The organism is Planktothrix sp. PCC 11201 (genome assembly GCF_900009135.1).
Lineage (GTDB): Bacteria > Cyanobacteriota > Cyanobacteriia > Cyanobacteriales > Microcoleaceae > Planktothrix.
Window position 1 is genome coordinate 395140 of sequence record NZ_LT797711.1, and the last position, 20304, is coordinate 415443.

The 20304-nt window shown below is 41.2% G+C and carries 19 protein-coding genes; 2 read left to right on the forward strand and 17 right to left on the reverse strand.

The genetic code is table 11. The annotated features are described in order from the left end of the window. Positions 1 to 40: 40 nt before the first annotated feature. The 3 genes from PL11201_RS24055 to PL11201_RS24065 form a co-directional block, all read right to left on the reverse strand. Positions 41 to 1888 (reverse strand): globin domain-containing protein, encoded by a 1848-nt coding sequence (locus PL11201_RS24055; RefSeq protein WP_079681375.1) that lies wholly within the window; start codon positions 1886 to 1888, stop codon positions 41 to 43. 93 nt (positions 1889 to 1981) lie between these two features. After that, on the reverse strand, positions 1982 to 2920 hold the full coding sequence (locus tag PL11201_RS24060) for a bestrophin family protein (RefSeq protein WP_079681376.1): 939 nt from the start codon (positions 2918 to 2920) through the stop codon (positions 1982 to 1984). A 48-nt stretch (positions 2921 to 2968) separates the two neighbouring features. Continuing rightward, positions 2969 to 3856, reverse strand: coding sequence for a LysR family transcriptional regulator (locus PL11201_RS24065; RefSeq protein ID WP_079681377.1), 888 nt, complete (start codon positions 3854 to 3856; stop codon positions 2969 to 2971). A gap of 133 nt (positions 3857 to 3989) precedes the next feature. Between PL11201_RS24065 and PL11201_RS24070 the strand changes: the two genes are divergently transcribed. After that, positions 3990 to 4484 (forward strand): hypothetical protein, encoded by a 495-nt coding sequence (locus tag PL11201_RS24070; protein WP_079681378.1) that lies wholly within the window; start codon positions 3990 to 3992, stop codon positions 4482 to 4484. Positions 4485 to 4566: 82 nt separating this feature from the next. Here PL11201_RS24070 and PL11201_RS24075 read toward each other — a convergent pair whose 3' ends face one another. The 14 genes from PL11201_RS24075 to PL11201_RS24140 form a co-directional block, all read right to left on the reverse strand. Next, positions 4567 to 5925: a hypothetical protein gene (locus PL11201_RS24075; RefSeq protein WP_079681379.1), complete on the reverse strand. Its 1359-nt coding sequence runs from the start codon at positions 5923 to 5925 to the stop codon at positions 4567 to 4569. A gap of 84 nt (positions 5926 to 6009) precedes the next feature. After that, the gene (locus tag PL11201_RS24080) at positions 6010 to 6534 is read right to left on the reverse strand and encodes a YqhA family protein (RefSeq protein WP_079681380.1); all 525 of its coding nucleotides are present in this window, start codon (positions 6532 to 6534) and stop codon (positions 6010 to 6012) included. Positions 6535 to 6562: 28 nt separating this feature from the next. Continuing rightward, on the reverse strand, positions 6563 to 6907 hold the full coding sequence (locus PL11201_RS24085; RefSeq protein ID WP_079681381.1) for a hypothetical protein: 345 nt from the start codon (positions 6905 to 6907) through the stop codon (positions 6563 to 6565). A 231-nt stretch (positions 6908 to 7138) separates the two neighbouring features. Next, positions 7139 to 8173 (reverse strand): chemotaxis response regulator protein-glutamate methylesterase, encoded by a 1035-nt coding sequence (locus PL11201_RS24090; protein WP_079681382.1) that lies wholly within the window; start codon positions 8171 to 8173, stop codon positions 7139 to 7141. A gap of 60 nt (positions 8174 to 8233) precedes the next feature. After that, a complete protein-coding gene (locus tag PL11201_RS24095; protein ID WP_079681383.1) occupies positions 8234 to 10477 on the reverse strand; it encodes a hybrid sensor histidine kinase/response regulator in 2244 nt (747 codons plus the stop codon). A 2-nt stretch (positions 10478 to 10479) separates the two neighbouring features. Further along, on the reverse strand, positions 10480 to 11220 hold the full coding sequence (locus PL11201_RS24100; RefSeq protein ID WP_079681384.1) for a chemotaxis protein CheW: 741 nt from the start codon (positions 11218 to 11220) through the stop codon (positions 10480 to 10482). A 17-nt stretch (positions 11221 to 11237) separates the two neighbouring features. Next, positions 11238 to 12947, reverse strand: coding sequence for a HAMP domain-containing methyl-accepting chemotaxis protein (locus PL11201_RS24105; RefSeq protein ID WP_079681385.1), 1710 nt, complete (start codon positions 12945 to 12947; stop codon positions 11238 to 11240). A gap of 1 nt (position 12948) precedes the next feature. Continuing rightward, on the reverse strand, positions 12949 to 14208 hold the full coding sequence (locus tag PL11201_RS24110) for a CheR family methyltransferase (RefSeq protein WP_079681386.1): 1260 nt from the start codon (positions 14206 to 14208) through the stop codon (positions 12949 to 12951). 8 nt (positions 14209 to 14216) lie between these two features. Next, complete coding sequence (locus PL11201_RS24115; RefSeq protein ID WP_079681387.1) at positions 14217 to 15815, reverse strand: methyl-accepting chemotaxis protein; 1599 nt, start codon at positions 15813 to 15815, stop codon at positions 14217 to 14219. Positions 15816 to 15931: 116 nt separating this feature from the next. Then, the gene (locus PL11201_RS24120) at positions 15932 to 16390 is read right to left on the reverse strand and encodes a chemotaxis protein CheW (protein WP_079681388.1); all 459 of its coding nucleotides are present in this window, start codon (positions 16388 to 16390) and stop codon (positions 15932 to 15934) included. Between the two features lie 6 nt (positions 16391 to 16396). Further along, complete coding sequence (locus PL11201_RS24125) at positions 16397 to 17206, reverse strand: ligand-gated ion channel (protein WP_234996827.1); 810 nt, start codon at positions 17204 to 17206, stop codon at positions 16397 to 16399. A 327-nt stretch (positions 17207 to 17533) separates the two neighbouring features. After that, entirely contained in the window at positions 17534 to 17941 is a 408-nt protein-coding gene (gene crcB, locus PL11201_RS24130; RefSeq protein ID WP_079681389.1) for a fluoride efflux transporter CrcB, read from the reverse strand. A 62-nt stretch (positions 17942 to 18003) separates the two neighbouring features. Next, on the reverse strand, positions 18004 to 18399 hold the full coding sequence (crcB, locus tag PL11201_RS24135; RefSeq protein ID WP_079681390.1) for a fluoride efflux transporter CrcB: 396 nt from the start codon (positions 18397 to 18399) through the stop codon (positions 18004 to 18006). A gap of 440 nt (positions 18400 to 18839) precedes the next feature. Further along, positions 18840 to 19229, reverse strand: a complete 390-nt coding sequence (locus PL11201_RS24140) for a hypothetical protein (protein ID WP_079681391.1) — start codon at positions 19227 to 19229, stop codon at positions 18840 to 18842. Between the two features lie 82 nt (positions 19230 to 19311). Between PL11201_RS24140 and PL11201_RS24145 the strand changes: the two genes are divergently transcribed. Further along, positions 19312 to 20247 carry a LysR family transcriptional regulator gene (locus PL11201_RS24145; protein WP_079681392.1) on the forward strand — a complete coding sequence of 312 codons (936 nt, stop codon included), beginning with the start codon at positions 19312 to 19314 and terminating at the stop codon, positions 20245 to 20247. The last annotated feature ends 57 nt before the right edge of the window (positions 20248 to 20304 follow it).

Genomic DNA, 20304 nt, shown 5'->3' on the forward strand with positions numbered 1-20304 from the left:
ACAGGTTTATGCTAAAAGAACTGATCAAATATCATTAGGATTAAGGATGTTTTGATCCGTCAGGCATTATAGCACCTTTGAGATACGCTCCTCGCAAGTCGTACTCACTGATATTCGCACCTCTGAGGTTCGCACCTGTTAAATAAGCATTTTTCAGATCTGCACCACTCAGATTCGCGTTGCTGAGATTTGCCCCACTCAAATTTATATCCCTTAAATCAGCACAAATTAGGTTGGCATAATTCAAATTAGCACTACTCAGATTCGCGTAACTTAGTTTAGCAAAACCCAAGTTAGCATAACTCAAATTAGCCCCCGTCAGGTTGACGCGAGCCAGTAAAGCATTTCCCAGATTAGCATGATTCAGATCAGCATGATTCAGATCGGATTTAGTTAAATTAACTTCGCTTAAATCTGCTTTAGGAAGATTAATTCTGACTAATTTTGCGCTCGGCAAATCTAAATTATTTAAAGCTACTCCATCTTCATTCAAATCTTGTAAAGCAATAATTCTGGCGGGGCTAACAGTGACACCATGAGCCGCATCAATCACACTCCAAGCTTGATATCGAAATTCTTTTTTTCGGTCAGGAATTTCTTTGACATATAGAATAATAGCCACGATAATACTAATCGGTTCAACGTCTGATAAAATTCTTGATAGTACCGAATCATCAGGCGTAAAAATAACTAAGACCACCAACATAAAAGCAATGGTAATGGCTACGACCCAAGTGGGGGATTCCCAGAACCAATCCAGAATTTTTTTAAAAATATATTTGACACTATTTTGAATTAGTTTTAGGGGTTTTAATATTAGTCTAATAACTTGACTTAAATTCCGTTGCTGTGGTGCAGTTTTCTCCCTGCCTTTTCTTCCATATTGGGGTAAGACAGTTTCCCCAGTTGATGGGGGAGAGGGTATAGCTTTGATTTCAGATTTTTCTGATTTTACAACAACATCTACCCCGGCACCTTCTAACATTAATTGAGAGGTTGTTGTGTAAATTTCAAGCCAAGCTTGTGCGACTTCGGGAGTCCAATCTTCTTGCAAATAATCGGCAAAAGTTTGTAATAAAACTTCACCGACAAGGGGATAATATTCTGTAACTATACCATAGCTTTTATGTCTAGCCCCTAAATCTTTGAGGACTGGAATCAGTGCTTCAGGTGTGCGTAAACCTTCGACTAATAGAATTAGAGAGTTAAGTAGTTTTTTCTCTTGCTTATCCATATCTGTTTTTCCAAAAAAACGTTGAGTTTCTGGATAAACTTCAAACAGATTTTCATAAAAACTAGAGACAAATTCAACCGCCTGGGGCTTAATTTTTTCAAAGCTCGTCTCAACGAGTTCTATTTGTGCAGTTGTCGATAATTGCGGGGTTGTTTCTTTAGCTGAGGAAACGGATACTTGAGGCGGTGATGGAGGTTTTTCTATCTCTGGCTGTGGGCTTAACTGAGAAATGTCTACTACGGCACCTTCTAACATTAATTGAGAGGTTGTTGTGTAAATCTCAAGCCAAGCTTGTGCGACTTCGGGAGTCCAATCTTCTTGCAAATAATCAGCAAAAGTTTGTAATAAAACTTCACCGACAAGGGGATAATATTCTGTAACTATGCCATAGCTTTTATGTCTAGCCCCTAAATCTTTGAGGACTGGAATCAGTGCTTCAGGTGTGCGTAAACCTTCGACTAATAGAATTAGAGAGTTAAGTAGTTTTTTCCCTTGTTTATCCATATCTGTTTTTCCAAATAAACGTTGAGTTTCTGGATAAGCTGCAAACAGATTTTCATAAAAACTAGAGACAAATTCGACTGCCCTGGGCTTAATTTTTTCAAAGCTCGTTTCAACGAGTTCAATGGGTAAATTTGAATAAGATGATTTCATGTTCATGATTAGGATTATCCTTATTCGATTTGATGACTCCTTTCTGCTAAATGCTTGGAAAATAAAAACCTTGGTTTCAGTTAAGCAATTGCTTTAAATTAGTTGACTATTTGATTCCAAAATCCCACGATTTTTAGGTGTAGAAATATCAAAATCTACCCATTCTGTTTCGATTTCAGCTTGTAGTTGTTGGCAAAATCGATCTAAAGGTAAGTCATTGCGATCATAACCGAAAGGATTTTCAATTTCTACACCAATGTCTTCTATTCCTAATAAAGCAAAACTAATAATTCCCACAACCGGAATCGTAAACCAATCTAGTTCTTTTACAAGTTGAAAAGGTAAAGCAAAACAATATAACAATAATAAATGTTTGAGATGAATAGAATAAGGTCTAGGAAGGGGGGTGTTTAAAATTCGTTCACAACCACTCAATAGCATGATTATTTGGTCTAAAGAGCGATTGAGTTCAATAAAAAATCTATAGGGAATGACTTTTTTGTCATAATAAAGCTGGCGAAAATATTCGGCAAACCAATTAATAATTCTCAGGGGGACATTGTTGGCTTTTTGAAGTTCTAAATAATCTTCTGGACTCATTAATAATGCTATACTATCATCGATACTTTCATCTCTCAAATGCAATTTAATAGCGATTATTAATATACTCACTAATCTAATATGGGCTATTTTTTTTTCTAAGTCTTCAGTATGATTCGTGGGAACAATTGTCCAAATATTCCGACACAAAATTCGACCGGCATTAATCAAGTCATACCAAAGTTTACACCCTTCCCAAAATCTGTCATAAGCTGTATTGGTTCTAAAAACTAATAATAGTCCCAGAACGATTCCAGGAATTAAAGTGGAGAGAATCGGTTGATTTACAGCATATCCTTGGTGATAGGCAATGGTGATCAGTAAAGCAAAGATCATCGTCGCTATTACTCGTCGCCAAATAGCCAGAATAACCGAGTTTCTTAAATCAATTGCTAAGTCTAACCAAGTTGAGTTTTTAATTAATTTGATCATGAAGTTTGATTAATATTCAGAAGATAAGTAGACCATAATTATATACAACTATTCAACATAATTCAACAGAATTGTTAAAAATTTATCTAAATATTTAGCGGGTGTTTCTTTCCTCCAGACCGCAGTTGAGCGGGAGTAGTATAGGGGATGGTTGAGCTTTACAAATACCGTTTGAGGATGGGGCAATGCTTCTGCCTCGCTCGGCATAATTGCGACCCCTTGCCCTGTGGCAACCAAAGCAATCATTGAGGCATGACTATCAGCAAACAGATGTAAATTGGGGACGAAGCCAGCGCAACGGCAAACATCGTGAATCCGATCATTTCGCCCTGGAAACGTTTCTTCAGACATCCCAATAAATTTTTCCGATGCAAGTTCAGCTAGATTAATTGAGGATTGATCTGCAAGCCGATGTTTATTGGGTAGCAGCGCAACAATAGGCACTTTCTTAATACATTTGACCATAAATTCTTCTTCTAAATTATCGGGTGGATTGCCCATAAAGGCAATATTAATTCCGCCATCTCGCAACGCTTTAACTTGCTCACTTGGCGACATCTCCCGAAAACTTACAGCAACTTGAGGATAGGCAAGTCCAAAGTTCTGTAGGGTTTGACCTAGAAAACTCTGGAGGATAGTTGGGATATAGCCAATCACTAAAGGTTGATCTTGCTTGGCGTAATGAGCCTTGATGGTTTGCACAGAGACATAACTACGATTCAAAATATCTTTAGCTTGTTCGAGAAAAAATTTCCCGGCTTCTGTGAGTTTTAATCCATCCGATTGTCTTAAAAAAAGCATAACGCTCAGTTCACTTTCAAGATCTTTGATTTGGCGGCTTAACGCAGGTTGTGAGATATACAACCGAACAGCAGCGCGGCTGAAGTTAAGATCTTCTGCAACAGCAACAAAATATTTAAGATGACGTAATTCCATAAAAAACACCCTAAAAAAAATCCCTATGTTTTATAATTATATCTCTATTCTTTCTAAGCATATACATCTCAAAAAAAATTAATACAAGCATGGTAGATTATCTACATTCCTGATTTTTTGAGGACTCCAATTCATGTTTAAAGTATTCAAACGGTTTTGTTTAACAATTGTTTTAGTGGGTTTCTTACTATTGACAACTGGAACATTTTCTGTGTCAGCACAAAATGTTGATATTCAGATCAAAGATGTTCCTCCTCAAGTTTTGCTTTCCGCTAAACGGGTACTTCCTGATGCCAAATGGACAATTGCTAACTGGGATTTGGGTGATAATGGCTTACCCGTCATTGAAATTGAAGGCACTCTAAACGGGAAGAAAGTTGAGGTTGATGTTTATACTGATGGTGGTATTGAAGAAGTAGAACGTGATATTTCTGAAAGTGAAGTTCCTCCTGTGGTAATGACAGCACTGAAGAAATATGTACCTACATTTCAAATTGCTGCGGTCAATAAATCTGAAACCAGTGGTGTTGTTGATCGTTATGAATTCCGTGATTCTAATGGTCTGTCTGTTAAGATTGGAGAATTCGGTCAGCGAGTTTTGATCACATCAGAAGATGCTGGTCGGTAACAATTAGATACTAACAATATTTTCCTACCCACCTCAGTTAGTGGGCGGGAAAATTTAAGTTTTACCGGATCTAAATTTGTCCTTACTCTTGCATCCCGGCATAGAGTAATCGAGCAAATAATCGGGCTCCATCATCTTTTTTGAGTTCAGAATATTCGGGATGTTTACGAAAACCCACCGACCTCAAATCCGATAATAATTCCGGGTGAAATTGACAAGTAAAGGAGCGCCGAATCAACTTACTTTCAAAATCTTTATAGTTGATACAGGTAGCAGAACATTCGGTGACGATTTCATCTTCATGGGCTGTTGAACACAGAATTTCTATGGCATAGGGCATTTGCATCAGCCAAGATAGGGGACTTCCTGCGAGAATATGACGATGGGAAATAATTGTATCGTGCAGTAATCGATAGGCCCAATTTGCAAATAGAATTGCTTCTTCATTCACTTCATCTGAATGAAACATGGCAATATTTAGTTCGTGTTCATATTCGATAGAAGTATCAATCACCCCTTCAAATTCATCGGCGGTTACTTCATGGGCGGTAATTAATTCTTGGGGAATTCCTGAACTTTCACTATCAGGAGATTCATAATGATGTAACTGGCGATCGCCCACTTCTTTAAATTCGTTTGGCCCCACAGCAAATTCAGGATCATGCCAGTTTTGAGCCACGATATTACCATTCTTTTTCTGAACAGAAAGAGAATTCCCAATCCTTTCAATTTCTTGACAAACATTTTGCAAGGCTTTGAGGGTTTTTCCTGATGAATCGTTCTCTAATTGGTTTAAATTAAGTACCTGCTGCACCGCCTTTTGAATCAGATTAATGTGTCCTTGGGCAGCTAATTGATGTCCTAAACAAATAAAAATTGCAGGCGCACTGGTTGGTGTTCGAGATAACAGCAACTTCTCCACAAATAAATGTAAATCTGCGAGAGAAGATTGGCTTCCTGCAAAACTAGAAGCATCGCGTACTGATGGATCTCCTCCTTCCACAACAACAGCTAACCCGGAAGAAATTACCGGAATAATTGTTTCAGGATCGAGTAATCCTGATGACCATAAAGGAAACAAAATTGAGTCACAGTCTGCAATAGTTTGAGCAATATAAGCAACATTAAGGGAGGCTCTAACGTGTTCCCCTAATGGATTATACCCAACGTGTTCCCAAGGTTCAATAATCGCGATCGCATTCCGAAAAAGCCGAGGGTGCTGCATCAGAAATTCAAAATCCGACTGACAGTTAATTACCTTTTCTAAAGGTTTGCCCTTTCCCCACTCAAAGGCTTCATTTTCCGTGAGCAGAGACTTATTCGGTAAGGGGGTTGCTGAATGACGATTTGCGATAAAATATCCTAGCAAAATGTGTACAGATTCAAAATCAGAGCAACCTTCGTTTAAATATCCGGGTTTGAGTCGCCAATCTAAAGTCATAATTTTCCTGAGTTGTTGGGTATCTATTTTAATCGGAATGATCTACTGTAAAGAAACAATCCTTAAGTTCCAGAATCGTCCTTACTAATGATGGTTTGAACTCGATTTCATCAAGTAGGCACTAGTGGCAATCAGCAAGATTGATATAGCCAGAAGCAGGATATCTAGGGAGGTTTTAACTTCTAACTCGATTAATCGCTTGAAAAATCCTACAACCATGACCATGACGATCACTTTCAGAATTTTATCTTTGAGTTGATCTAGGGAAGTAATTGTTAGAAGTTGAACCTCTGTTTCTTCTTGTCTTCCTACATCAATTTTAGAGATAAATAGCTCATAAATTCCGTAAGCAAACAAGATCATCACAATACCAATCAAGTAAATATCTATTCCCCCGATAATACCTGTCATGATCTCAGGGAGCATTTTTTCTGGATCTTCATTGATATGTAGAAGGAGTCGTAAACTTCCTAAAATCTCGATACTTCCCAAGATAAACAATATGAACACACTCAGGATACTAAAGACAACTGGAACCAGTGTGATAAATCGGAGTAACCAAAGACATTGTTCTACAAAATTCTCTAAACTTTTAAAAAATCTATTCATACGACATAATCAAAATTACTATCGCTATTTACTTTTGAATCTTTAAACGCAATTGATTTAACTCATCAATGGTGTTTACAATTTTAATTTTCCATTGACTATCGCTATTTTTCTGAATCAACGACTCAACGATCGCGTCTAAAGAAGCGAGTAACCAGTTTTCTTCTCTTTCATCTCCATCATCGAGTTCCATAAAACCAAAGAAATAGTCTTGATTTCGGGCTATCAAATTACGCCAGACCTCTGATGGAGGAACAGACCAGTCAATTTGCCAAACCTGTTTTAGCATTCTAATAAAAAACTGTTCTTCTTGACTGCGATGGGCTTCCTTTGACAGATTCTCTACGGCATCAATTAATTTTTTCTTGTTCATAATAGAGGGGAGTATTCTTAGGTGATATCAGAATCAAATCTATCTTTATAGAATACCATGTGATCGCCCTTTAAATCTTTACTAATTATTAATTTTATTTGATCCCAATCTTAACTTTTATATCGGCTCAATTGAAGAATAAAATTAAGTAGAAATACTGAATTTATTGAAAATTTTAGAACAGAAAAAAAGGTTGACTAGAGGAATATTATAGGATAAACTTCAGCCTAACTAACTACCCTTATTGATTCGCTGAATTAAAGTATTAGCGATCGCTTCGGGAGGCAAAACTTCAACGGCTGCATTTAACTGAACTGCTGCTTTAGGCATTCCATAGACAATCGAACTCTTTTCATCCTGAGCGATCGTATGCCATCCAGTCTCACGCAAAACCCTGAGTCCATCAGCACCATCTTGTCCCATCCCCGTCAGTAATACAGCAATTTCTTTATGATGCCAGTGTTGGGCAAGGCTCTTAAAAAATACATCTACAGAGGGTCTATAAGGATAATTAACAGGTTCTTTTGTATAATATAATGTGAGATCAGGACGCAGACTCAGATGATCGTTAGTCCCGGCAATATGGACAATACCTTTTTCTAAGCGATCGCCAATATTAGCTAATCGCACCGTTAGAGGGGTTTGTTGATTCAGCCAATCTACCAGACCCGCAGAAAACTGCTGATCAACGTGCTGGACAATCGCAATTGCCGCGCCAAAGTTAGCTGGAAGTCGGGAGAGAATCGTGGCTAAAGCTTTTGGCCCACCCGTTGAGGAGCCAATAGTCACAAGGCGAGGAAGTAGGGTAGAGGGTTTAGAGAATGAAGTCAGTTTTGAGGTTTGGAGTGCAGGCGTTGAGGGGGTTGATGATTTGCCTATCAGCTTACTGAGAGTAACAATTTTTGCCAGTAAGGGTTGGTGAGAACTTGAGCTTCCTTGAGTTCCTAAGATCGGCGTGTCCACCGCATCACGGGCACCATATCCCATCGCCTCAAACACTTTTCCGGCATTGTTTCCCACGCTTGCCGTCACGATCAAGATGGCGCAGGGACTCTGTTGCATAATCTGCCGAGTCGCTTCCACACCGTCCATAATCGGCATAAACAAATCCATCAAAATCAAGTCAGGAGTATCTTTTGCACAACGGTCAACGGCTTCTTGACCATCTCGTGCAATCCATACAACTTGGTAATTGGGAACAGTTAAAACCACTCGTTTGAGTGCTTCTACTGCCATAGCCGTATCATTAACAATCGCAATTTTCATAAGAAGGAATAGGGAATTACGAATTACGAATTACGAATTACGAATGGGGAATTTAGTAACCTATCTTCCAATCAGATCAATGATTGCATTGATTAATGTATCATCGTGAAAGCTGCTTTTGGTCAGATAATAATTTGCCCCAGCTTCCATGCCTTGAATGCGGTCATCCTCCCGATCCCGATAGGACACAATAATTACAGGAATAACGTGAAACTTAGGATGTTGTTTAATTTGCTTCACTAATTCAATTCCGTTCATCCGAGGCATATCAATATCGCTAACAATCAAATCATAAGAATTGCTGCGAATTGCTGTCCAAGCATCCATACCATTCACAGCAACATCAACATCATAACCTTGATTTTGTAACAATTTCCGAGTCATTTCTCGCACCGTAATCGAATCATCTACCACTAAAATTCGTTTATGGTCGTCGCCCTTTTTAGCTTTAGCTTTGACTTTATTAACATCAACAGGTCTTAATTGACCACTGTTGAGCATATTGTCAATTGATCGGACTAAATCAGAAACATCTAAAATCAAAACCGGGGAGCCATCATCCATCAAAGCAGAAGCACTAATATCCCGAACCTTACCCAAACGGGGGTCAAGGGGACGCACCACCAAATCTCGCTCGCCGAGAAACTCATCTACAAAAAGACCATAAGCGTTAGATTGGTCACTAATTACAACGACGCAAAGGGCATCAGAATCAGGGAGTGTTTCGGGCAAATCTAAAATATCGTGGGCAGCAATTAACCCAATATTTTGACCATCCTTCGTAAAATATTGGCGACCTTCAACAACATAAATCTCAGACTTGTCGAGTTTAACAATTCGATCCACCCGTGCCAAGGGAAAGGCATAAGGTTCATCAGAAATAGTAACAATCAGCGTCCTCACCACCGAGAGTGTCAGGGGAAGCTGAAAGTGAAAACTGGTTCCATTTCCCAATTGAGATACAGCACGGATAGTGCCGCCCACCTCTTGCACCATGCTCTTAGCAATATCTAATCCCACCCCTCGCCCGGAAATTTCCGTCACTTGGTCAGTAGTCGAAAATCCAGAGAGAAACAGAAATTCAATGATTTCAGCTTCCGTCAGTTGCGCCGCCGTTTCCGATGAAGCTAAATTGCGATCGACAATATGTTGACGAATAAAATTAGGATCAATGCCTTTACCATCATCAGAAACACTGATCGCCAGCATTCCACCGCGATGAAACGCTTCTAGGCGAATTGTCCCCTCAACTGGCTTTCCTGATGCCTCACGAGCTTCTGGGGGTTCAATCCCATGATCAACAGCATTGCGGATCATGTGCGTCAGGGGAGCTTCTAGTTTTTTGAGAATATCTCGATCAACCAGGGTAGACTGACCGACAATCTGGAACTTCACCTGTTTCTCTAATCGTCGGGAGAGGTCACGAACCATGCGCGGAAGTCCCTGTACCCCATCCACAAAGGGACGCATATGGGAGGCAATCACTTCTCGGTAAAGGCGATCGCTCAAATTAGTGGTGCGACGGGCATAGAGTTCCAGTTCACCCAAACGATCCGTGAGAATTTCCCGGCATTCTTGGGCTTTCTGTCGAGCCGTATCCACAACTTGTTGGCTTTCAGGACTAATCGCCGTATTCGCTAAGGCAGTATGGAGGGTTTCCAGAAGTCGGGAAAGCTCTAATTGGCGGTATCTGAGAACCGTGAAGGAATCGGCAAAGGGTTGTAACCAATTGGCCTCAACCAAAGATTCACCCGCGAGTCCCATAATTCGATTCAAATTCTCGGCGCTCACCCGCACAACCCGATCATTTGGGATGGTGATTGCTTCTAAAGCCCCATTTTCTTGACGAGGAGTTGGAGTAATCTCCGAACTCTGCTCAACGCTGACTAAGGATGATCGAGCGTTAAAATCTGGAGGTAGCAGGGCTCTAATTGCAGCACAGCAAGCCTCAAACTCTCCGATATTTTCCGTTAGCCAAGAGAGCATATCGGTTTCGGGGACTTGACTGACAGCCTGAAATAAGTCAACCCCTTGGAGTAAGACATCAATTTGTTCTGGGCCCAAGATAATAATCTTGTTCTGTGCGGCTACAAAACAATCTTCCATACAGTGAGCCAAGTTAATCACCCCATCCAGAGAAATAATCCGAGCCGCACCTTTAATGGAATGGGCCACTCGCATTAAGGCTTGCAAGATTTCCTCCGATTGGGAATTGCTTTCTAAGATCAGGAGTCCCTGAGTCAAGATCGCAACCTGCGTCTGAGCTTCTTGGCGAAATAGCTCGATCATCGAATCATCACTCATGATTAAAAAACCTTATGACTTAGGGTGTAGAACAAGAGTTCGGAGTCCAAAAAGTTGATCTTCTTGCCTTGCCAGGTCACGACCCCTTTGGTGTAAGCTTCCGATGCCTTGGAAATGACAACGGGAGCGTCTTTAAACTCATTGATATGGAAGCGATAGGTTCCATGAACTTCATCCACCGGAAAAACCCACTTATTCTCATTTTTCCCCGCTACAATCATCCGTTGAGGATTAATCGGATTCGAGAAATCTACGGATTCGGTGACGGGTTCTAAGCCCAGCAAGTCTCTGATCGAAATACAGAGCAGGGTTTCGCCGCGAATATTGATCAATCCCAAAAACACCGAGTTTCTGCGGTGAGGGACGGTATGAATGGTGTAGAGAGGAGTGACTTCTTGGAGGATATTAACGGGTAATGCTAATCGTTCGTTACCCAGACGAAAAATGATTACCGAAAGGGTGTCTGTCGCCCGAACCAACGTACCTTCCCCCACTTCGGTTTGCTGGGTGGAAGATTCTGATAAGATATCCGTCCATTCTTGGAGATATTCGGGTGGAGCCTCGCGCTCTAATAAGCTGCGTCCCGCCGCCGAATACACCTTGCAATTTCGGCAGTGGATCACGGTCTTGAGTTCGTCACAGGAGCGATCGCCCATCACCCCAATTTTATTCCAACAATCATTGAGAGTTGGAGGGTCAGAAGTGGCGGGTATGATAGATACCGTATCAATATAACTTTCCATGATTTAATTCCTTATTTTTATGCTATTACTTTAAATCGTGAAATCTCTGTTTTTAAGCTATGACTGGCTTCATCAAGCTGTTCTAAGGCATGACTGGTTTCTCGTAACGAGTCGGCCGTCTGTTGAGAGGCTTGACTCAGATGTTCCATAGCCTCGCTAATTTGCTGCGCTCCTTGAGATTGTTCATCAACGCTCTGACTCACCTGCTCAAAGCGGGGGGTTAATCCCTGTACCTGTTGAATTACTTCGGCTACTTGGTCGCTAATGCGGTCTACGTCTTCGACGCTGTTAACGACGGATTTTGTAAACTTATCCATCTCAGCCACACCAATAGACACGGCTAATTGCATCTCCTTAATCATCTGCTCAATTTCTAAAGTGGCAACGGCGGTACGATCAGCTAATCGCCGGATCTCCCTAGCTACAACCGCAAAACCTGCCCCATATTCTCCGGCTCTCTCCGCTTCCAATGCGGCGTTCAGGGACAGTAAGTTAGTTTGATCGGCTACAACTGTAATCGTTGTCACCACCTGGCTGATATTGTTAGCCCGTTGGTGCATAACTTCGAGCTTAGAAGAAATTACCTTAGTCCCTTCTAACAACTGGCGCATGACAGAATCAATGTGATGCAGATTATCTTTACTGTTACCTGCGGCTATGGTTGTCTGTTCAGCCATGGCGGCTACCTGTTCCATGGTTTTCACCAATTGCTTTGAGGTCGTGGCAATTTGATGGGCTGTTGCTGAGACTTCATTGGTTGAAGCCACCTGTTCTGCCACGGTTGCTTCTAGGTTTTTGCCAGAAGCCGTAATTAGGTCGGTAGAACTGGTGATTTGATTTCCTGAGCGTTGAATGCGATTAACCAGGGCATTCAAGTCTTTATTCATGGTATAAAAAACATTCTGTAATTGCCCGACTTCATCTTGTTGCTCCGCTAGGGAAATTTCACTGGTTAAGTCTCCCGATGAAATCCGGTGAGCAATATCAACGACCCCAGCAATCTTTGCTCCAAGGGGTTTAGCGATGGTATTACTAAAGAAAATTCCAAATAAAATAGCCGTTCCTGGCCCAATGATAATGGCGACAAAAGCCCAAAATCCGACTTGAGAAACATCTTGTTCTGAGATTTTTTCGGTTTGGGATGCTAAGTCTTCATTAATTTTTAACAATGTCAATAGCAGATTGGTGACTGCTTGGGAGGGTTGACGGTTTGCCTCAACTTGGTTCTCCAGAGCTTTTAATCCAGAGTCTACGGGCTGAAATTCTCCGGTAAAATTATTCAATACATTGACAGTTCCCTGACTCTCGAACCGAAGATTAAGTCTCAAAAACTGATCATGGGCTTTCTTCCATACATCCCACTGATTCAAAAATTCTTGATAGACTTTCTTTTCTTCCGCGCTCGACTTCGGAGCCGCTTCGTATTGATGAAATCCCTCTTGAATTTGCTTCCAAGCATTATCCATACGACCGATTTCATCTTGTCGCCCTTCTTTGGTCAAATTGATATCCAGCAAACCCCTTTCTGATGATTGAATTTGGGTTTTTCCTTCATTAATTTTCCACAGCCCAGAAATACTAGGAACATTATTCTTGGCTAAGGTATTAATGTGCTTACTCAAGCGAGAACTGCCACTCAGACCAACCAAGGCGACTATCAGCACCAGAAGCCCCATAAAGATGAAAGCGACGATCAGGCGAGCCTGCATGGATTGATTTTTGAACATATTAGGTTTCCCCTTCTAAACGTCTGTTCTGAAACCGTGATCCCAGGGCTGAAATTCGCTGCTGAATGAGGTTTGCTCCAACTGGATCGCCTTGATTTTCTTTCAACAATGCTAGGTGAACTAAGGCGGGGTAGGAATTGGGATCGAGATAAATAGCCCGTTGAAAGCACTGTTCTGCTTGCCTATTTTGTTGGTTAGCCTGATAGAGTTCCCCTAAAAGCACATAAGCATCCGCACTGGTGGGATGATCACTCAAATAGCTCTGACAAAGGGTCATTGCCTCTACAAGTCGCCCTTCATCCGCCAGTTGTCTCACGGCTTGTAAATTAAGAGAGGGTGTCGGGTTTCGGGTTTCGGGTTTCGGTTCAAAGTCACCAATTGAGGACGCTCCCCCTGCTCCCCCTGCTCCCCCTGCTCCCCCTGCTCCCCCTGCTCCCCTTGCTCCCCTTGCTCCCCCTGCCTCCCCTGCTCCCTCTTGCTTGCGATAGGCAAAGGTGAAGGGCTGACGGATGGATTTATAGGGTTCTGCGACAATTTTTCCCGTTTCAGACGCTCCCACAAACAGTAATCCTCCGGGTATCAGCAAGCGATCCAGGGCTGCTAATACCTGTTCGCAAACTTCGGATTTCAAATAGATTAATAAGTTACGACAGAAGATAATGTCGTATTGCTTTTGAGTCAGAGCCAAAGCTCTCATCACATTCCCCTGCTGAAAATTAACCAACTTACGAATAGATTCGGAGAGTTCATAACCCTGCTCTGTTTGCTGAAAGTAGTGCGATCGCGGTTTCCAGTCCTCGCCCCGAAAGGAATTTTTAGTGTAGACTCCCTGCCTTGCTTTGGCCAGTGATCGATGGCTAATATCAATGGCATCGATCTGGAACTGTTTGGGATGCAGACCCGCTTCGAGTAAAGCGATCGCTATGGAGTAAGGTTCTTCCCCTGTAGAGGATGGCACACTCAGCACTTGCAGAATATTCCGGTTGAGCGAGGGTCGCCATTCTGAGGTGATGTATGTTTTGAGGTAATCAAAGGGTTTACCATCTCGGAAAAACCAAGTCTCTGGAACAATCAGAATTTCGATTAGTTCTTCTAATTCGGTCGCGGAGGTTTGTAACTTTGCCCAATAGCTTTCCAGATCCGGTAATTTACATCTGACTCGACGAGTCTCGGCAGATCTGGCAATCTGGTTAGGGCTGGCGATATCGGGATCTAAGCCAATGGTTTGGCTCAACAATTTGGCGATCTTCTGTAGTACCATATCTAACCCTATGCGGTTTTAAACTTAGCAATTTCTTTTCGCAATCCATTTGCTGCCTCGTCAAGCCGATCTACGGCACTGTTTGTCTCTCGTAAAGAGTCTACGGTCTGCTGGGAGGCTTGACTAAGTTGTCCCATCGCTTCACTAATCTGTTGTGCTCCTTGGGATTGCTCCTCAATGCTCTGACTCACACGCTCAAAGCGGGGGGTTAAGCCTTGCACCTGTTCAATGACTTGAGTGACGCGATCGCTAATTTTGCTCACATCGGCAACGCTATCAACGACTGATTTACTGAATTTATCCATTTCCATCACACCCGTAGAAACAGCGGACTGCATTTCTTTAATCATCTGGGCAATTTCTAAGGTAGCGACGGCGGTTTGATCAGCCAGTCGGCGAATTTCCCGTGCGACCACCGCAAACCCGGCTCCATATTCCCCGGCTTTTTCAGCTTCGATCGCCGCATTCAACGAAAGCAGGTTCGTCTGGTCAGCCACTTTATTAATAGTCGTCACCACGCTATTAATATTGTTTGCCTTTTCATTCATCACTCCCAGTTTGGTAGTAATACTGTTAGTTGCGCCCGAAAGTTCGCGCATGACCGTTTCCATGCGGTTGAGGTCATTGTGACTGGCTCCGGCGGATGTGGCTGTGGACTGTGCCATCTGTGTCACCTGCTCCATGACTCTGACCAATTCTTTAGAAGTGGCGGCAATCTGTTGGGAGGTAGCACTAACTTCATTCGTCGAGGCTAGTTGCTCGACAACGGTGGCTTCTAATTCTTTTCCGGCGGCGGCAATTTGAGTGGAAGAGGTACTGATCTGAACTCCTGACTTTTGCATCTGGAGAATCAGGGCATTCAGCTTTTTGGACATATAGTGAAACGCGGTCATCAACTTGCCCACTTCGCTAGAATCGTTGCTTAACTCAATATTTTGTTGTAAATCTCCCTCAGCAATCTGTTCTGCGGCTTTCACTACCTTGGGTAGATCTCGTCGGATCGGTAATGCAATCAAAAAGGCTGCCGCCAGGGTTGCCGCGATCGTGATCAGGGTTCCCAAAATGATCATCAAAGTCTGAAACTGCTTGGCTTTCTGGGCTTGGAGTAAATTATCCTGTAGTCTGGCTTCAAGAATAGTATGGGCCCGATCACTGGCTTCAGCGAGTTTGGCAACGCGAGGAATTAAAATTTGTTGTTTGGCTTCATTCAGCTTATCGGCATCAACGAGGGGATAAACACCTGCTGCAACGCTATCGTACTCATCCCCAATCTGGATCATGGCGTTTACAGCTTCTCGCGTCTGTGGATCGGTAATCTTTGCCAATTCCTCCTTGTTGAGAAGCATACTTTCTCTGGCTTTATCATAAGTTCCGCGATAGTAAGGATCTTTCGGATAAAGAGCATATCCTCGGATACTGGCAATAATCCTAGTGACATCATAAGCATAGGAATCTGTAGCGCTGATGTTATCACCGACTTCCTTTGAGTCGGACTGCAATTCGACTAAGTGTTCTGTGCCTGAAAATAGTATGGAGCCTAGCACAATTAAAAACAGAATCGGAACGGAGAAGCCCAGGATTAGGCGGTTAGTGATATTGTTAAACATGGTATTAGGAATTGGGAATTGGGAATTGGGAATTGGGAATTACGAATTACGAATTACGAATTACGAATTACGAATTACGAATTACGAATTACGAATTAATTAGGACTCCTATTTAATTAAGTGTTTTCACCCATGAGCAGGTAAGCGTGTTGTTCATCGCTGAAAAGCTTCTCAAGCTGGAGACATTGAATAATTCGTTTTTCATCAATAATTGTGCCACTTAAGTAGGGGGCTTCATCAACCCGAATACTGGAATCTTTAATGTCTGTAGTTGATATATTTAGAGTCTCCGTTACCCGCTCGGCCATGAGACCTAAATATTGTGAATCTCCTTTTTGATTAGGATATTTAACAATAATAATCCGGGTACTGAGGTGCGATCGCCCGGGAGTTCCTTGGATTAATTGGCACAGGTCAATTACGGGAAGAATTACTCCTCGGTAATTAAATAAACCCGCGACATATTCGGGTACATGATGTACTTTCCTGAAACTAACTCGCGGAATCACCTCAACAATATAGGAACTACTAATCGCAAACAGGTCTTTTCCAGCGTAGAAAAGTAGAATTAGCATTTTTATTTAACCCACGATTGCTGCGTGAGCAATAACAACAATATTAAGAACAACAAATGAACCGGACAGGATCGGAACAGCAAAACGTCGCATTAAATCCCGTGACAATTGTTCCTGTTCTGATTCACTTAAAAATCGAGTATAAACTAGCAGACTGGCTGTGATGAAAATGTAAATAATTGCCATGATATGAATGAAATCAATCAGGGTGACGGAATTGCTACTTCCTAACTCGGATGTTGCTGTTTGCATATTAACTAAAACGGCAAACAAAGTCCCGACAAAAATACCCATTCGATCCCCAAAATCTTCATCCAGCAGCAATGTGATAATTGACAGTGCTACCGCGGCATAAACGCCCAAAGAAAGTTTAAAGAAGCTAACTTTACTCTCGCGATTAATCGTAACTGAAACCACGATGCGGGAACGACGGTAATTAGGATCTTTTTGAATGGACGGATTACCAAAGCTGGTTTGATAAGGAAAATTAACTTGAGAAATCTTAAAATCTGTAATTTTCCAACCCGCCAAATTCATATCTTTCTGATAACTGGAGCCAGAATAATCTGGGGTATGAACGAAACTAGACGCATCTAACTGGGTTTCCTCTAGTATAATTTGCAATATATGGCGATCAAATGGATAGTTATTTGTGTCCCAGTTGTAATAGAGAGTTGTACCAATTTCCTGTCCAGACCAGAAGACATTTTTACTAGATCCAAATAGATCGGACAGATTTTCATTCCGCGAAAACCTGTCGTAATTTTTGCTAACTTCCTTACTATCTAAAACCTTCAGGGTTTCTAAAGGTTTCATATTCTCAAAAGGACAGACACTCCAGATCCAGAAATTGGCAGCAAATGAGTTCTCTGCTGGGTTAAAATCTCGCAATGATGTCAAATAAACTCCAATTTGACAAGTTTTGGGAGGGGTTAAATCCTCCGCACTAACTGGCAAAATTTGATAGATCCAGCAACTAAAACTAACGGTCAGCAAGCAACTAATTAGATATAATTTATTGATCACTGCTTTAACAGCAGAATGCTGAAGTTTAGAAATATTTTCCCTCAACCATCAACTCCTTTACTAATTAGGATTAGAGCCACTGTAAGCCTGCCTCATTTGACTACAAACCGCTACAATTTAAGTTTTTTGCAGACTTGCTCTTGCTAATAAAACACCGATTTGGACACAAATCATACCGACTACGGCACTTCCAAAAAAATAAAGGAACATCGTCTGGTTATCTCCCTTGGTTAAGAAACCATTAGTTTCTAAACCGTAGGTTGAAAAGGTTGTATAGGCTCCGCAGAAACCCGTTGTCGTCATCAGTCGGAATTCAGGGGAGATCAACCGAATATTCTCGATCGCTAGGGTCAAAATATAAGCAATCAATAAACAGCCGGTGACGTTAATAAAGAATGTGCCATAAAAGCCAAAATCTTTGCCAAAAATTGCTTTGGCGGTTTCGGTGAAATAGAAACGACTCAATGCACCAAAAATTGCCCCGATTGCTATAGCCAGGGAATAACGTCCTTTCAAAAATTCCATTGTGTTTTGCCTAAAATATTGAGGATTTGCGGTTTTTTGTCAGCTAAATTTCAACCTGTTTATTAGGTTGGGACTACGACAATATTGGCGATCGCAACGCCTATCATCACCGCTATTAAACCTAAAATTGCACTCCCAGCCCAATAAAAAGCTGTGAGAAAGGTTTGTTTATTCCGCCATAAACTTAGGGTGTCAAAGCCATAGGTTGAAAATGTGGTGTAAGACCCTAAAAACCCAGTTCTAATCAGTAAATCTAATTCTTTGGGATAGCCTGTAATTCCTTTGGAAATGGTGAAGAAGAAACCCATCGCCAAACATCCAGTTAAATTAATCATAAATGTTCCGTAGGGAAATTTGGCTCCAAATTTGGCTTTTGTCCATTCGGTAATTTGATACCGAGATAGTGCCCCAGGAACTGCCCCAGCAGCGATCGCTAAAACATTAGTTATGTCTGACATTCGTTAATATTCACCCTATACTAAGTAAGTTGCCGTTTTTTGGAGTATTTTGGGTTCATAATAGAAATGTAGCTGAAATTACAAAATGTTGTTTTTAGAAAACCAAAAATTCTCTATCTTGATCAACATCAGTTTCATTGATTTCCTTATTCCCAAAAAAAGTTGTTTGTTGTTTGAATTCAAACAACTTTTACCCATCCGTCGCCATTATGCCATCAAAATTCAGAAATTTGTATTTTAGCAACATGAATATTTTTAATTATAGATATGCAGCAAATCGATATTGAGCAAATAGACCAAAATTTGTTAATCTAAATTTTTAGTGTTTGGATACAAAATCAGGTTTCTGTGAATTGAGAAACCTCCGTCAAAGCAACTTTAAGATTGACGGAGGTAAGGATCAATTTAAGCTTTTGACTTAAAAATTCTCTTTATTTCTCTTAGTAATTAGTCTGGCTCTGATATTTTCCGTTTTGGTTTTTACCATCAGTTGTTTGGATTACAAGGATTTCATTACCACCGCGAATCACTACACCAAACTGTTTGTATGGTTGAGATGGTCTTCCATCTTCATAAGACTGGGTAGCATCCAGAGAGAATGTGCCATCATTGTTAACTTTGTAAGTCCCGGTCACGCTATAACCTACTTCCTGCCCGTCAATGCTAACAAAACCCTTACCTGTATGAGCTCCATTACCATCAAAATTAGCTGTTCTCAAAGCAGAATAGGATACAGTAGAAACTGTACCATCAGGATTGGTAGTTTTGCGAGTACCTTGATCTTGAAATCCGAATCCACCTTTGAGGCTGCCATTGTTAAATTCAGTCATAACAAAATTCCTATTTGTAAATACAAGATTAATTATTAGTTAACTTGATTCTTTTGTAAAATGAATATTTTTAATTATAGGTATGCAGCAAATAGATATTAAGCAAATAGACCTAAATTTGTTAACAATTTTAAAAGTTCTACTGGAGGAAGTTAATGTTACTAAAGCCAGCCAAAAATTGAATTTAAGTCAATCCGCAACTAGCCATGCTTTAAAAAGACTCCGAAAAATGTTTAACGATCCCTTGCTGGAGCGCTCATCTGCGGGAATGCGTGCTACGCCTAGGGCTTTAGCTTTGCAAGCATCCCTAGAAAGCATCCTGCTTGATATTGAAAAGTTAGTTACAGAACCAGTTTTTATCCCGGAATTAGCTCGGGGGACGATTCGGATCGCCGCTTCAGATTACGCCACCACTGTGATCCTGCCTTCGGTTTTGAGAGAACTTTCTTTGAAGAATCCTTATCTTGATATCGAATGTTATGACTGGCATCCTGAAACTTTGGATCGGCTCAAAAGTGGGGAGATTGATCTCGCTTTAGGAATAGTAGACCTAGATAAAACTCATGAATTTGGATATGAAAAGCTATTTACGGAGGATTTTGTCTCAATCGTCAGGGTAGAACATCCTATTATTAAAAAAGGGATTACTCTGGAATCCTATATTGCTTCGCCCCACGCTTTAATTACGATTACAGGCTTACCCATTAACTCAATTAAGAAATCATCTAAAAGTCATGTTGATCGCATTTTAGAAGAATTGGGAGTCGAACGTCGAGTCAGGTTAAAGTTACCCCATTTCCTATCTGCGGCTCTAATTGTGGGTCAAACCGATATGATTTTGACTTTACCCCGTCGGATTGCTTTGATATTTGCCAGTATAGCTAAGATCACCATATTTGATCCCCCAATTGATTTGGGTCAGTATAACTATATGCAAATTTGGTCTAAGAAGTCTGATCATGTTCCCTTTCAAATCTGGCTACGCGATTTGATCAGAATCCAAACTCAAGACATCTAAGAAACAATCATTCTGTCTCTTTTTTTCTATCCCCTATCTCCTATTCCCTTGCCATCT